11 protein-coding genes, 2 rRNA genes and 1 other RNA gene (1 of these 14 only partly in view) are annotated in these 13,855 nt (G+C 53.0%); 7 read left to right on the top strand and 7 right to left on the bottom strand.

The genetic code is table 11. The features are described 5' to 3' along the window. Both J9253_RS11965 and rrf read left to right on the top strand, forming a co-directional pair. Positions 1 to 1,203 (top strand): 23S ribosomal RNA (locus J9253_RS11965); it begins 1,629 nt to the left of the window's first position. Between the two features lie 126 nt (positions 1,204 to 1,329). Next, positions 1,330 to 1,445 (top strand): 5S ribosomal RNA (rrf, locus tag J9253_RS11960). Between the two features lie 85 nt (positions 1,446 to 1,530). On the opposite strand, the gene J9253_RS11955 is transcribed toward rrf, so the two are convergent. From J9253_RS11955 to J9253_RS11930, 6 genes are all read right to left on the bottom strand, one after another. Further along, positions 1,531 to 2,355 (bottom strand): response regulator, encoded by an 825-nt coding sequence (locus J9253_RS11955; protein WP_210221203.1) that lies wholly within the window; start codon positions 2,353 to 2,355, stop codon positions 1,531 to 1,533. A 16-nt stretch (positions 2,356 to 2,371) separates the two neighbouring features. Then, positions 2,372 to 5,239 carry a hybrid sensor histidine kinase/response regulator gene (locus J9253_RS11950; protein WP_210221202.1) on the bottom strand — a complete coding sequence of 956 codons (2,868 nt, stop codon included), beginning with the start codon at positions 5,237 to 5,239 and terminating at the stop codon, positions 2,372 to 2,374. Positions 5,240 to 5,243: 4 nt separating this feature from the next. Then, positions 5,244 to 7,070 carry a methyl-accepting chemotaxis protein gene (locus tag J9253_RS11945; protein WP_210221201.1) on the bottom strand — a complete coding sequence of 609 codons (1,827 nt, stop codon included), beginning with the start codon at positions 7,068 to 7,070 and terminating at the stop codon, positions 5,244 to 5,246. 11 nt (positions 7,071 to 7,081) lie between these two features. Beyond that, entirely contained in the window at positions 7,082 to 8,350 is a 1,269-nt protein-coding gene (locus tag J9253_RS11940; RefSeq protein ID WP_210221200.1) for an ABC transporter substrate-binding protein, read from the bottom strand. A gap of 27 nt (positions 8,351 to 8,377) precedes the next feature. Further along, a complete protein-coding gene (locus tag J9253_RS11935) occupies positions 8,378 to 8,824 on the bottom strand; it encodes a chemotaxis protein CheW (RefSeq protein ID WP_210221199.1) in 447 nt (148 codons plus the stop codon). Positions 8,825 to 8,894: 70 nt separating this feature from the next. Then, a complete protein-coding gene (locus J9253_RS11930) occupies positions 8,895 to 9,254 on the bottom strand; it encodes a response regulator (protein ID WP_210221198.1) in 360 nt (119 codons plus the stop codon). A gap of 183 nt (positions 9,255 to 9,437) precedes the next feature. Here J9253_RS11930 and ffs point away from each other — a divergent pair. The 5 genes from ffs to J9253_RS11905 all read left to right on the top strand — a co-directional run bounded on the left by ffs (position 9,438) and on the right by J9253_RS11905 (position 12,585). Further along, an RNA gene (ffs, locus tag J9253_RS11925) (signal recognition particle sRNA small type) lies at positions 9,438 to 9,534 on the top strand. Positions 9,535 to 9,569: 35 nt separating this feature from the next. Continuing rightward, positions 9,570 to 11,267: a DNA polymerase III subunit gamma/tau gene (dnaX, locus tag J9253_RS11920; RefSeq protein WP_210221197.1), complete on the top strand. Its 1,698-nt coding sequence runs from the start codon at positions 9,570 to 9,572 to the stop codon at positions 11,265 to 11,267. A gap of 46 nt (positions 11,268 to 11,313) precedes the next feature. Next, the gene (locus J9253_RS11915; protein ID WP_425426800.1) at positions 11,314 to 11,643 is read left to right on the top strand and encodes a YbaB/EbfC family nucleoid-associated protein; all 330 of its coding nucleotides are present in this window, start codon (positions 11,314 to 11,316) and stop codon (positions 11,641 to 11,643) included. 1 nt (position 11,644) lies between these two features. After that, positions 11,645 to 12,241: a recombination mediator RecR gene (recR, locus tag J9253_RS11910; RefSeq protein ID WP_028490190.1), complete on the top strand. Its 597-nt coding sequence runs from the start codon at positions 11,645 to 11,647 to the stop codon at positions 12,239 to 12,241. Continuing rightward, complete coding sequence (locus tag J9253_RS11905) at positions 12,241 to 12,585, top strand: histidine triad nucleotide-binding protein (protein ID WP_210221196.1); 345 nt, start codon at positions 12,241 to 12,243, stop codon at positions 12,583 to 12,585. Before recR ends, J9253_RS11905 begins: the two co-directional genes overlap by 1 nt. A 66-nt stretch (positions 12,586 to 12,651) precedes the next feature. Here the strand turns inward: J9253_RS11905 and J9253_RS11900 are convergent, their stop codons facing one another. Further along, positions 12,652 to 13,803, bottom strand: coding sequence for an RNA-guided endonuclease InsQ/TnpB family protein (locus J9253_RS11900; RefSeq protein WP_210221195.1), 1,152 nt, complete (start codon positions 13,801 to 13,803; stop codon positions 12,652 to 12,654). Between the last annotated feature and the right edge of the window lie 52 nt (positions 13,804 to 13,855).

Below are 13,855 nucleotides of genomic sequence, written 5' to 3'. Positions count from 1 at the left end.
CTAGGCAAAATGGTACCGTAACTTCGGGAGAAGGTACGCCCACGCAAGTGGGCCGCAGAGACCAGGCCGCTGCGACTGTTTATCAAAAACACAGCACTCTGCAAACTCGAAAGAGGACGTATAGGGTGTGACGCCTGCCCGGTGCCGGAAGGTTAATTGATGGGGTTAGCGCAAGCGAAGCTCTTGATCGAAGCCCCGGTAAACGGCGGCCGTAACTATAACGGTCCTAAGGTAGCGAAATTCCTTGTCGGGTAAGTTCCGACCTGCACGAATGGCGTAACGATGGCGGCACTGTCTCCATCCGAGACTCAGTGAAATTGAAATCGCTGTGAAGATGCAGTGTACCCGCGGCTAGACGGAAAGACCCCGTGAACCTTTACTATAGCTTTGTATTGAACTTTGAACCTACTTGTGTAGGATAGGTGGGAGACTATGAAACTGGAACGCTAGTTCTGGTGGAGTCGTCCTTGAAATACCACCCTGGTATGTTCGGAGTTCTAACCCAGGCATCACAATGCCGGGGACAATACATGGTGGGTAGTTTGACTGGGGCGGTCTCCTCCTAAAGAGTAACGGAGGAGCGCGAAGGTGTGCTAATCACGGTCGGAAATCGTGAGGTTTGTGTAAAGGCATAAGCACGCTTGACTGCGAGACAGACAAGTCGAGCAGGTACGAAAGTAGGTCTTAGTGATCCGGTGGCTCTGAATGGAAGGGCCATCGCTCAACGGATAAAAGGTACTCCGGGGATAACAGGCTGATTCCTCCCAAGAGTCCATATCGACGGGGGAGTTTGGCACCTCGATGTCGGCTCATCACATCCTGGGGCTGAAGCAGGTCCCAAGGGTATGGCTGTTCGCCATTTAAAGTGGTACGCGAGCTGGGTTCAGAACGTCGTGAGACAGTTCGGTCCCTATCTGCCGTGGGCGTTGGAGATTTGAGGGAAGCTGACCTTAGTACGAGAGGACCGGGTTGGACGAACCTCTGGTGTTCCTGTTGTCACGCCAGTGGCATTGCAGGGTAGCTATGTTCGGACGGGATAACCGCTGAAAGCATCTAAGCGGGAAGCCCCTCCCAAGATGAGATCTCCCTGACCCCTTGAGGGTCCTAAAGGGCCGTTGGAGACTACGACGTTGATAGGCTGGGTGTGGAAGTGCAGTAATGTATGTAGCTAACCAGTACTAATTGCCCGTGAGGCTTGATTCTATAACCCAAAATGGTCTATTTAGAGATGTATGACATCTGACCCAGTATTTAAAGTATCCCTTGATATTTTTCCAGTTTAGGTCATGAAGGCTGCTACGGCATCCCCTTCTTAACCTTGCCAGTTTGCCTGGTATCCATAGAGCTGTGGAACCACCTGATCCCATCCCGAACTCAGAAGTGAAACGCAGCATCGCCGATGGTAGTGTGGGGTCTCCCCATGTGAGAGTAGGTCAATGCCAGGCTTCAAATCTAAAAGCCCCGTCTACGGTTTTCCGTGACGGGGCTTTTTTTTTGCCTGGAATTTATGTTGAAAGAAAAACGCCCGCATCAGCGGGCAAAGTTGGTTAACCATTTAGAGACACGTTTTAGGGTCTGTTGGAACTGTTCAGGCTGTACCGGTTTGGTGAGATAAGTCGATGCCCCCGCAATAACGCCCTGCACCTCATCTAACGGTGAGGTTTTACCGCTTAACATAATGATGGGGGTTTTCTTCATCGCTTTACTGGCACGCATTTTTCGGCAGACTTCGTAGCCATCAATGCCTGGCAGCACGATGTCCAGAAATATCAGGTCATAGGTTTTTTGCGCAGATTTTTCTAATGCTTCTTCGCCTGTTTCGGCAAACTCTGCTTTGATATTGGCATTGCGTAACTCAAGTTCCAATTGTTTGCGGATGGCGGCACTGTCATCAACCACCAAGGCAAGATAGGTGTATTCATGCGCTGGCTCTTCCTCTTCCTGATGATGTGGAGCTTCTGGCGAGATGACTTGCACAGGTTCAGGAAGGGCTTCAGGGGTTACTGTTTCTGGAGTTGGAGCGACTGTTTTTATAACAGGTGCAGTATGACGTGATTTGAATAATTGCGCAGCATCATCAATGGCACGCATGACACGCGTAACCAGTAACGGACGTTGCAACGCAATATCGCAAGGCAAGTCGGGATCACCAATGCGAATATGCAGGGCAGTATTCGCGGGTAGCTCAATATCATCCAGCGTCATAATAATGTCGGCGTGTTCCAACGCTGCTTGTAGCGCGTAGGCTTTGCCTTGGGATGCTGCGAAGCTTACAACGCGCTGGATAACAGCCTGATCTTTTTCGGGCAGTTCAAATAAACAAATATCGATTGTTTCTTTTTCTGGCGTCAACATGTGGATTCTCTCATTGTCAGGCCGCAAGTTGCGTCTTGAGCCATTTATATAATTGTGTATTCAGGGTGTCATAGTCAACAGGTTTGGTCAGGTAGGCATCCACACCCGCCTGTTGTGCCATTTGCCGGTGTTTCTTGGTGCTACGTGAAGTGATCATGATGATCGGTAAGTGACGTTTTTCAGGCCAGATACGGATAGCCTGTGTCATTTCCAGGCCATTCATGCGTGGCATTTCCAGGTCGGTCAAAATTAATGCTATCGGCAGCCCGTGCAGGTGTTGTAATGCTTCCAGCCCGTCGACAGCGGTAATGGCCTGATAACCCATTTGCTCAACCATCAAGCTGAGGGATTTGCGGTTGCTGAGCGAGTCGTCAACGATCAGGATGCGCACGCGTTGCGGGGTTTTATCTGTTTTGGTGGTGTGCTTTTCATCCAGTGTCAGCAGACCATTCTCAAGATTGCGCAGTATACGTAACAAGTCCAGCACGGGTGCGACCGCACCATTGGCAAGGATACACGCGCCACTGATGCCTTGGGTCAGGTTGAGCCAAGGCAAAAGGTTTTTCACCACAATATCGCGGGGTTGCAGGACTTCTTCAACATGCAGGGCATAGCTTTTTTGTTCACTGCCGACAATAAGCAGGGAATGGCCTTTGTTTAAATCGGGTAAATCAGCTTGCCAGCCTAACAAGCGGGAAAGGGATAGGACTTCCAGGTGGGCGTCTTGGTATTGGATCTGCCAACTTGTGCCATCAATAATGTGCTCATCGGCGGGAACATACAGCAGTTGCTGGATAGTGTTGCTCGGAATGGCAATCAGGTTGCCGCCAGTGCGTACCAGCAAGGCATTCGTGGCAATCAGGGTGAGCGGAACCTGAATATGCAGGGTTGTACCTTGCCCTGGTATGCTGCTGATGTGCAGTAAGCCCTGTAAGTTTTCCACGGCTGTTTGCACCACATCCATGCCAACGCCACGCCCGGAAATGTCGCTGACCTGATCGCGGGTGGTAAAACCGGGTTGCAGGATGAGGCGCTGGGTATCTTCTTCGCTGAGCGTGGCATCGGGTTTGAGCAGGCCGCGTTCGATGGCGCGGCTACGGATGCGTTCAGCATCCAGACCCTGCCCATCATCGTGCAAGGTCAGGTGAATCTGGTTGCCTTTTTGCTCGAAGTGCAAGGTGATGTTGCCTTCGGCAGATTTGCCTGCGGCTTCACGTACTTCGGGTGTTTCAATACCGTGATCTATCGCGTTACGCAGCATGTGCAGCAAGGGTGGCGTTAGCCCTTGCAAGATGTCAGTGTCGATTTGCAGGTTTTGACCAAGGATGCTGATGCTGGCCTGCTTGTCGGTGCGGCGGCAAGTTTCACGCACGGTACGTTCCATCCGCGCCGTAATGGACTGAACGGGGACGAGACGGGTGCGCAGGATGGTTTCACTGAGCTGGCGTTGCAGACGCTGCTGCTGGTAAACCTGTTCGGAAATTTGCCGAATTTGTTGTTGCAGGCTACGGGTCAGTTCACGGCTATCCGCAATGGATTCGGTCAACAGGCTGGATGCGCTGTACAAGTCGTTGTAAGCCTCCAGTTCCAGTTGGTCGAAATCACCTGCATCTGCTGCCTTGGCTGCTACGGTTTTGTGTGCAGTGTGCTGATTCAGGTTGGTTGATTGCTGGTCGATGGTTTCACTCAGTTCTTCCAGCATCTGGCGGATATGTTCATCCTGTTGCTGCAATTGCTTGCCGAAAGCCAGCGTGTGTTGGGTTTGCTCGGCAATCTGGCTGGTCGAGGTGATGAGTTCACCGGCAAGGCTGAGTAGGCGTTGTACGGTTTCCAATGGCACACTGAGGTGGCTGGAACCACTACGTGGTATATCCGCCGTGTGGGCATCTTCCACCTCGCCGAAGTCGTCTTCTGCCGAACCGGACTGGATGATAAAGTCGGGCAAAATAACGGGTGCTAACAGTACGGATTCTGGCTCGGCCTGCGGATCTGGTGGCGATGCAGCAGCACTGGTTAGGCGTTGTTCCCAGTCATTCATTTCAGCCAGCAGCAGGGCGTATTCGTCCGGGAGTGGTTTGTGTTCCTGCAAGTGCTCGAACAGGGTTTCGAGGCAGTCGGCAGAAGCGGCTAGCGTTTTCCCTAAACCCTTTGGCAGGTGCTTGGCAATATCGAATTCGAGAATGTCTTCCAGTCGGTGGGTGAAGGAGGCGATGGCCTCTACGCCGACGACACCGCTGGCTCCTTTGACGGTGTGGGCAAGGCGGGCAGCGTGGCGGCGTTGTTCGGGGGTGCTGTCACCTTGGGAAATCAGGTGAATTAAACGGGATGTTTCGGCAATTTGCCCCGGCGTTTCCTGTAGGTAGGCTTCGAGCAATTCGGGGTGGATGTCCGCTGCCCATGCCAGTGGGTTGTGTGCCGGTTTGCTGGTGATGACTTCGGTCGGCTCGATGGCTTCGACCTGTTGGGAACTGACCCGCAGGTTGACGAGCAGGTTTTCCAGCATCTCAGGCGCTGGGGGTTCAGGCCATGCTTCGTCCATCAACTCAGCCGCGATGGCAGGCAAGTGGGAATGCTCTTCGGGTTCGCGCAAGGCAACAGCGGTGAGTTCGACCCAGCCGAACAATTGCCCGCCTTGCAGCAGTTCGAGGATGGCTTCTGGCAGGGCTTGCTGAAAACTGACCAGCATACCGTGTATCCACTCGGCGGCCTGCTGCACACCATCCATACCCAACTGGTCAGCGGCGGTGCTGATGCGCTGGTATTCAGCCACGACATTGGCAGCCGTCGCGGCAATCTCTTCCGGCGATTCGGCTAGCGGGTTGAGGCTGGAGAGTTGCAGGGCAACATCTTCCAGCACATCAGCGAAGGCGCTGGCATTATTCATAGGCTTACGCGTCCAGTTTGAAGACGTTGACCGATTTCACCAGACGTTGACCGTATTCCGCCATGTTCTTGGTCAGACCGGTGAGTGAGAGCAATTCTTTACCTGTCGATTGGGTGGCTTCCAGAATGCGCTCGGCACGGGTTTGCAGGGATTTGCTGATAGCAACCTGTTCGGCAGAGGATACAGCGATTTTTTCAACCGAGGCAACCAGTTCGTTGGTGGCTTCCAGTGTGGCTTGCATTTGCTGGGCAGCTTCTTCGGCGAGGGTGGAGCCGCTGACGACTTGTGCAATGGTGTTATCCATCGTGGCGATGGTGGTGTTGGCTTCTTGCTGGATATTGCGTACCAGTGTGGAAATCTGGTTGGTGGAATCACGCGAGCTTTCGGCGAGTCGCTGGATTTCTTCCGCGATCATCGAGAAACCGCGCCCAGCATCGCCCGCTGCCGTGGCTTGCATACTGGCGTTGAGGGCGAGGACGGTGGTGCGCTCGGAAAGGTTGTTGATGAAGTCGATGATCTGGCTGATTTCCTGGGAACGTTCACCGAGGCGTTTCAGGCGCTTGCCGGTTTCTTGTACGGTATCGCGGATGTTGCTCATGTTTTCCATGCTGCGTGAAACGGTTTCTTGCGCATGGCGGGTGGTGGTGGAGGTGGTGTCCGCCACCTGATTGGCTTGTTGAGCGGAAGCGGCGATGCTGTCCAGCCGTTGCAGGATGGTGTCGAGCTGTACGGCGGTTTCTTCGGCTTCGGAGCGTTCTAGTTGTGCGAGCTTGTTAACCTTAAGGGCGTAGCGGTTTACGTCTTGTGAAGTGGTTTCGACGGAAGTGGCAACGTCACGTACCTGTCTGAGTACGTCCGCAGTGTCTTCCGCCAATTGGTTAATCGCGTCAGCCAGTGGCCCGGTAGCATCTTCGGTTACTTTGGCACGTACTGTCAGGTTACGTTCGCTGAGGTCAAATACGGCATCCAGCAAGACGCCCACCGATTCATTGAGTTGTTTATGGTCTTGGTCGATGCGTGCCTGGGTGATGATCCGGTCTTCGATCATCTGGTTGAAGTTTTGACCAAGTTCTGCCAGTTCGTTGTTGCCTTCCAGTTCTACACGGGCTTGCAGGTTGCCATCCGAAATCTTTTTCATGGTGAGCATCAGGCGGTCGATGGAGTCTGCAATGGATTTGTAGATCAAAAAGCCCAATACCGCTGCGATCAAGGTTCCCAGCAGGATGAGGGCGATACTGGTCATCAGGAAGATGCCGACATTCTTTTGTGCACCCGTAAACGCTTCTTGGGATTGTTTGATGTCACCTTCTACTTCCTGATGGATGCTGTCCCGCACCGGTTTGGTGTCAGCATTCATGTCGTTTTGCAGGTATAGCTCCAGCTTGCCGCGATCTTCTAGCTTCAGCAATGCGATGGCTTTATCAATCGCTTCTGGTAAGTTGTCCACTTCTTTAAGGGTGGCAATGGTTTGCGGATCCTGATTGGTCGTTTTGGCATTTTTGTAGGCTGGTGAAAAACTGCTGCTGATGTCAGCGTTCAGTTGCTCAAGGGTCTTGCGCCCATCTTCCCATGTACGGCTACCGATCTGGACTTCATGCAATAAAATGATGTAGTCGCGTTGCATCCGCCGGATGATTTTATTGCCTTGGTCGATGGCGACGACCCGGTTGTTCATGTCCTCCAGCGCCAAACGGTTTTGGTTCAGGGCGATAATAGCGAAAATACCCGTGATGAACAGGATAGCCAGCGGAATCAGGATGAGTGCATAAATACGCCGTGCAACCGATAGGTTACTGAGAAAATTACCACGTTTCGTTGTTTGGGTGGCCATGTTTACCTTCCTTAATTGGTTGTGGTCGTTTTTTGTTTTTGGTCAAGCCAGCTTTGCCAAGCCGAATTTTGTAACGACCGCCATTTGTCTGCTGAATACTGGGTCATCACCACAAAGTCAGAACCTTGGTTATCATGGCTGAAATTCATGTTCAAGCCACCAAGATCGAACTGTTGGCCTTTAAAAGTGGCTAATAGATTAGCACGAGTGATGGGTTTTTTGTCTGTTTCCAATTGGCGTAGGCCATGTAGCAGGAGTTTACCGACAATATAACCTTCCTGTGAAACATAGCCGTAATCTTTTCCCAGTGCGGTGCGAGCTTCTTGCACAATGGGTAAGTCACTTTCGGGTAGCGGCACCACTTGCGTCATGATCACTCGATCATGGAGATTAAATTTATTCAAGGTTTTGCGGAAGTCCTCTGCCCCGGTAAACGAGACGGCACTGAAAATCCAGGGTTCGGCTTTATTGGTTGCGTAAGCGATAAAGCGGGCAATGGCTTCATAAGTGCCGACGGTGACGACCAGTTTACAGCTTGTGCCTTGCTTTTGTTCCCAAGCTTTCAGCGAGTCATAGCCGTCGCGGGCAATAAAGGTGTTGCGGGTGTAAACCCCGACCGGGCCCAGTTGGTTACGGGCAGGCTCTGTGCCTTCTGCTGCCATCACACTATCGAGTGTTTTCAGGGTAGCTTCCATGCCTTCGCTGGCTTGTAAGGCTTCGCGGATAGCAGCAACCCCCGCCATGCCGAAAGCATCATTTTGCACATAGGCACACACTTCGGTGGGCTTGATGCCATGTTGCAAGGCTGCGTCGATGACGGCTTTGGTCTCCTGTACATAGCTGGCGCGGAAATTGATGATGTCACCTTTGCCGGGGCGTAACAGGTCAGCACCCGTGAAGAAACCTACCGCCGGTATTTTTTGTGCTTCGAGAATAGGGAGAACGACCTTTGCCGTAGGTGTGCCGACATTACCTGCAAACAACAGTACTTTTTGCTCGATCAGTTGCTGGGTGGCGGCAACGGCTTTATCGGGCGTGTAAGAATCATTGGCAGACAGGAAACGCACCTTGCGCCCGTCAACGCGCTGGTTCTGCAAGGCGGCTTCGATGCCCTCCTTCATACCAAGCCCAAGGCCACTGGAACGACCATCCAAATCCATGACGCCGCCGATAACGATCTCAGTGTCGGTGACGCCATCTTCAGCTTGGGTTGCGGGTGGGGCGCATAACAGGCTCAATAACCCGGCAATGGCGGCGTAATGTTTGTTTTTGTTTTTCATGATGTAAATTCCTCTGTGGTATGTGGCTCAACTTCCTTGTGTGCGCTGTAAGTGCCGTAATAATCTGCCGTGGTCGGCAACCAATAGGGTATTGCTGTCGTGATGCAGGACATGGGGAATCCAACCCGGCAGATTTTCACCCACTTGCAAATCCAAATCTTGCGCAGGGAGCTTTAACTGGCGCGGATAGCCGTCGCAAGTCAGGGCAATAGGGGGAAAGCGTGGGTGCTGTATCAGCAAGAGCTGTGGGGTAGTAGCGAAGGATTGGCCTTGCAAGACCTGATGCATATCAACAATAGGGTATAATTCGCCTCGTAAGCTGATAAGCCCAGCGCACCATGCAGGGGAGAAGGGTAGCGGGTAAGTCACTTGCTCGCTCAGCACTTCGGTACGGATCTCCGCTTCCAGCAGGATAAAATGTATGCCGATACGGTAATAAAATCGGCTGGCTACCGATCCGGATGACGTTTGCACCTGTTCATTCCTCTGTTGTTATGCTTGATTGGTTTTATTGTTGGGAAAGCATCGTCAGGGTATCTAACTGCTACAGTTTGGCAATCTGTTGCAGTACATCTGCCTCTGTATACGGCTTGACGATGTAGTCAGTAGCGCCCAGTTTTTGTGCCCATTGTTTATCCACCGGGTTGGATTTGCTGGATACCATGATCACTGGAATGGCTTGGGTTATGGGGTTACGTTTGATGGCACGACACGCCTGATAACCATCCCCATCATCCATGATAATATCGAGTAAAATGAGATCAGGCTGTTGAGACTCCGCCAGTATTTTGGCTTCATTGCCAGATTGAGCCGCCATGACTTCAAAGCCTGCTGATTCCAGAATGTGAGTCAGGTGCAGGCGTTCAGTATTGGAATCATCTGCGATCAATATTTTGCGGATCATGGGCACGTTTCCTTGCGATACTCAACTGGGGGTAAATAACTACCAATGGTGTTTATAGTCAATCAGCCTGTATTAAGCAATGTAATTTCTATGAATGCGGTAGGATTTCCGACGATCTCGTAAATGCCTTGTCGCGCTTTAGCAATTCGGTCATAATCCTCGACTCTTCGCAATGGTGGCCTGCATTGGTTCTCCCGCGACGATAAGTGGTGAACCTTGTCAGGCCCGGAAGGGAGCAGCAACAGCCACTGATTCGGGCGCCGGGATGTGGCTGGTGCAGGTTGCCACCCACTCTAAGAATTCTATTATTATCCAATGAGTTATCAAGTACTTGCACGAAAATGGCGGCCTCAAGACTTCCAGCAAATGGTCGGTCAGGCGCACGTATTGCGAGCCTTGATGAATGCGCTGGACGGCGATGATGGCAAACAACGTTTGCATCATGCTTACCTGTTTACCGGCACGCGTGGGGTAGGCAAGACCACTCTGGCACGAATTTTCGCCAAATGCCTCAATTGTGAAACCGGTGTGACCGCCAAACCGTGCGGGGAATGCCGCAGTTGCCGCGAAATTGCTGAAGGCCGCCACGTTGATTTGATCGAAGTCGATGCCGCTTCACGCACCAAGGTCGAAGATACCCGCGATTTGCTGGACAATGTGCAATACGCGCCGACCCGTGGACGCTTCAAAATTTACCTGATTGACGAAGTGCACATGCTTTCCGGGCACAGTTTCAACGCCCTGTTGAAGACGCTGGAAGAGCCGCCGCCCCACGTCAAATTCCTGTTTGCGACCACTGACCCGCAGAAATTGCCGGTCACGATTCTGTCACGTTGCCTGCAATTCAATTTGAAACGGATGCCGGTTGACATGATCAGCGGCTATCTGGCGACGGTGCTGGAACAGGAAAATATCCCGTTCAGTGAAAGTGCCTTGCGTATTCTGGCGCGGGCAGCCGATGGCAGTATGCGTGATGCTCTGAGCCTGACCGATCAGGCGATTGTCGCCGGTGGTGGAGCCGTCAGCGAAGATGACGTGCAAGACATGCTCGGCCTGTTACCCCATGAACATTTGATCGGCTTGTTGCAGGCCGTGGCGGATGATGACGGGGCGCGGATGCTCGCCATCGTGGGGCAAATGGCGCAACTGACTACCGATTTTACGGCTGCCGCCGATAGTTTCATTTCCTTGTTGCACAGCATTGCGGTACAGCAAGTGGTGGCTGCCGATGAGGCGGATGTTGATGTGGCCGCGCTGGCAAAACTGTTATCACCGGCGGATGTGCAACTCTATTACCAGATGGCTTTGTATGGGCGGCGTGATTTGCCGTTAGCCCCAGACCCGCGTGGTGGCTTTGAAATGCTGCTGTTGCGGATGCTGGCGTTCCGGCTTGATGACGGGACTGCCCGTCAAGACTCGATACCCTCGGCACCGGCTGAGAAAAAAAAAATTGTAGTTGAAGAATTTCAACCTAAGAAAGAAACCCCTCCTAACCTCCCCTTATCAGGGGAGGAGCCGGAACCGGAAGAGGAAGTTGCCGTAGTAGCAGCACCCGCCCCTGTTCCTGCTCCCTTCCCTGATAAGGGGAGGGCTGGGGAGGGGTTTCTTCCGCCGTCCGCCGCTTCCACCAACGACTGGCACACCCTCTACCCCCAATTAAACCTCACCGGCATGGCCTTGCCCTTGGCGCAACATTGCCTGTTGGAAAGTGTGACGGATGACCAGATTACGTTGTTGCTGGACGAAAGCGGTTCCAGCCTGCAAAGCAGCACTGCCGAAGCCCAATTGGCTGAAGCGCTCGCTAAATATTACGGGCGTACACTGAAGCTCCATTTCGAGCTGGCGACCCTAAGCGAAGAAACCCCCGAAAAACGTACCCTGCGCGAAGGTGCTGAAAAGCAGACCGCCGCCGAAGAGGCGATTCGGAATGACCCTTTCGTGCAGCAATTGCAAGAAACTTTCGGGGCAGTGATTGTGCCGGGCAGTATCCGCCCGCGCACAAAGGGCAGTTAGTGTAGTAAACTGCTGGTTATTGAACACAATCGAGGACATACACACCATGATGGGTAAAGCTGGAATTGGCGGCCTGATGAAGCAGGCGCAAAAAATGCAGGAAAACATGCAGAAAGCGCAGGCAGAAATTGCTGCGATGGAAGTGACCGGGCAATCCGGTGGCGGCTTGGTCTCCGTGGTGATCACCGGCAAGCACGAATGCAAGCGCATCACGATTGACCCAAGCTTGTTTGCTGATGACAAAGACATGATCGAAGACTTGGTGACCGCCGCGTTTAACGATGCCGTTCACAAGCTCGAAGAGGAATCCAGCGAGCGCATGGCGGGCGTGACTGCCGGTATGCCGATGCCGCCTGGCTTCAAGATGCCATTCTAAGATGAGCGAATCCTCGCTGCTGAAAGAATTGGTGGATGCCTTGCGCTGCCTGCCCGGTGTGGGTTCGCGCACCGCGCAGCGCATGGCCTTCCACTTGCTGGAAAATGACCGGCGTAGTGGCGAACGGCTCGCGGCTGTGATGGCGCGGGCGATGCGTGACGTGCGCCATTGCTCACGTTGCCGCACACTTACCGAGCATGAAACCTGCCGTATTTGCGCGAATCCTGCCCGGCAACCCAATTTGCTGTGCGTGGTGGAACACCCCTCTGACGTGGTGGCGGTGGAACAGGCGACCGGTTATCGCGGTTACTATTTCGTGCTGGGTGGGCGTTTGTCGCCGCTGGATGGCATTGGCCCGGAAGACATCGGGCTGGATGTGCTGGAAGCGCGGCTCGATGAAGGTGAGGTGCAGGAGTTGATTCTTGCCACCAACCCCACGGTAGAAGGCGAAGTCACCGCCCATTACATCAGCGAACTGGCGGCGAAACGCAATATTCCTGCCAGCCGCATTGCGCACGGTGTGCCGATGGGCAGCGAACTCGAATACGTTGACAGCGGCACGCTTTCCCACGCCTTTGAAGGACGGAGAAAATACTGATGAGTAACTGTTTATTCTGCCGTATTGTGGCAGGTGAAATCCCGGCGAAGATCGCTTACGAAGATGAGGACGTGATTGCGTTTCACGACCTTAACCCGCAAGCGCCGTTGCATGTGTTGGTGATTCCGCGCAAACACATTGCCACCATCAATGACATCCAGCCAGACGATGCAGCCTTGATTGGCAAATTGTATTTGGCAGCCAAACAAGTGGCGGCGGATGCGGGTTATGCAGATGACGGCTACCGTGTAGTGATGAATTGTGGCGCGGACGCGGGGCAAAGCGTGTTCCATATTCATTTGCATGTGCTGGCGGGGCGGCATTTGAGCTGGCCACCGGGCTAAAAATCTCTCTCTCGATAAGGGCTAAACTTGACCTCCTCCCCTCCCTAAAGGAAGGGGATTCCTAATTCATCGAGAACAGGACAACGACACCGAAATGCCATCACCGCTAACATTCTCTCCAAAGGCTAACACCGCCAGTCCGGCGGCTAAAATGTTACGTGCCGCATTCACGTCACGGTCGTGGGTTGCGCCACATTCGGGGCATTCCCAAGACCGCACGTCCAGCGGCATGTTTGCTTTCACGAACCCGCAGCCGTTACAGCGTTTGCTGGAAGGAAAGAAACGGTCGATCTCGACATACGTCCTGCCTGCCCAGTGGGCTTTGTACGCCAGTTGGCGGGTAAATTCCCCCCAGCTTGCATCAGCAATGTGCTTGGCCAGTGTCGGGTTCTTAATCATGTTCTTCACGGCGAGGTTTTCAACGCAGATCACTTGGTTCTCGTTTATTAATCTGCGGGACAGTTTGTGCAAGTTGTCCGAACGGCAATCGGAAATCTTCGCGTGAACACGGGCAACCTTGCGTTTAGCTTTCAGCCGGTTCTTGCTGCCGCGTTTCTTCTTGGCAAGACGGCGTTGATACTTCGCCAGTTTAACCGCGTGTTGGGCGGTATGGCGGGGATTGCCGGACTTAAAACCGTCAGAGGTGACGAACAAATCCTTGATGCCCACGTCAATGCCCACCTTTTTATCGGTGACGGGCAGCAGCATGGGGTCAAATTCACACAAGCAAGACACGAAATAGCGTCCGGCCTGATCTTTGGACACGGTGACAGTGGTCGGGGCAGCAGGAAGTGGCTGGCTCCATCGAATGTCCAACGGCACATCGCACTTAGCCAGCTTCAATTCACCGTTGCGGAATGTAAAAGCACGGTAAGTAAATTCTGCCGACTGTCGGTGCTTTTTGGATTTGAAGACAGGGTATTTTGCCCTGCCCTCAAAAAAGTTCTTGAACGCGGTTTGTTGGTTCCGCAAGCATTGTTGCAGCGGAACACTGGAAACGTCGTTCAGAAAAAGCCGTTCGGGCAGCTTCTTGATGGCTGTCAACCGCGCATTAGCACCCAGGTAACTGACCTTTTCCTGAGCCTGATCGTAAGCATCGATGCGGTAACGCAAGATGCTGTTGTACACGTAACGCACACAACCAAACGTCTGCGCCAGCAACTTTTCTTGTTGCAGGTCTGGGTAAAACCGGAATTTGTAGGCGCGTTTCGTTGGCATGACTCACAGTGTAGTCCATGCCGTGTTCGTTGTGCCTGTTTAACCAAAATAG

Origin of the sequence: Thiothrix litoralis, from assembly GCF_017901135.1 — a bacterium.
GTDB lineage: Bacteria > Pseudomonadota > Gammaproteobacteria > Thiotrichales > Thiotrichaceae > Thiothrix > Thiothrix litoralis.
This window is presented reverse-complemented; position numbering and strand designations above follow the sequence as displayed.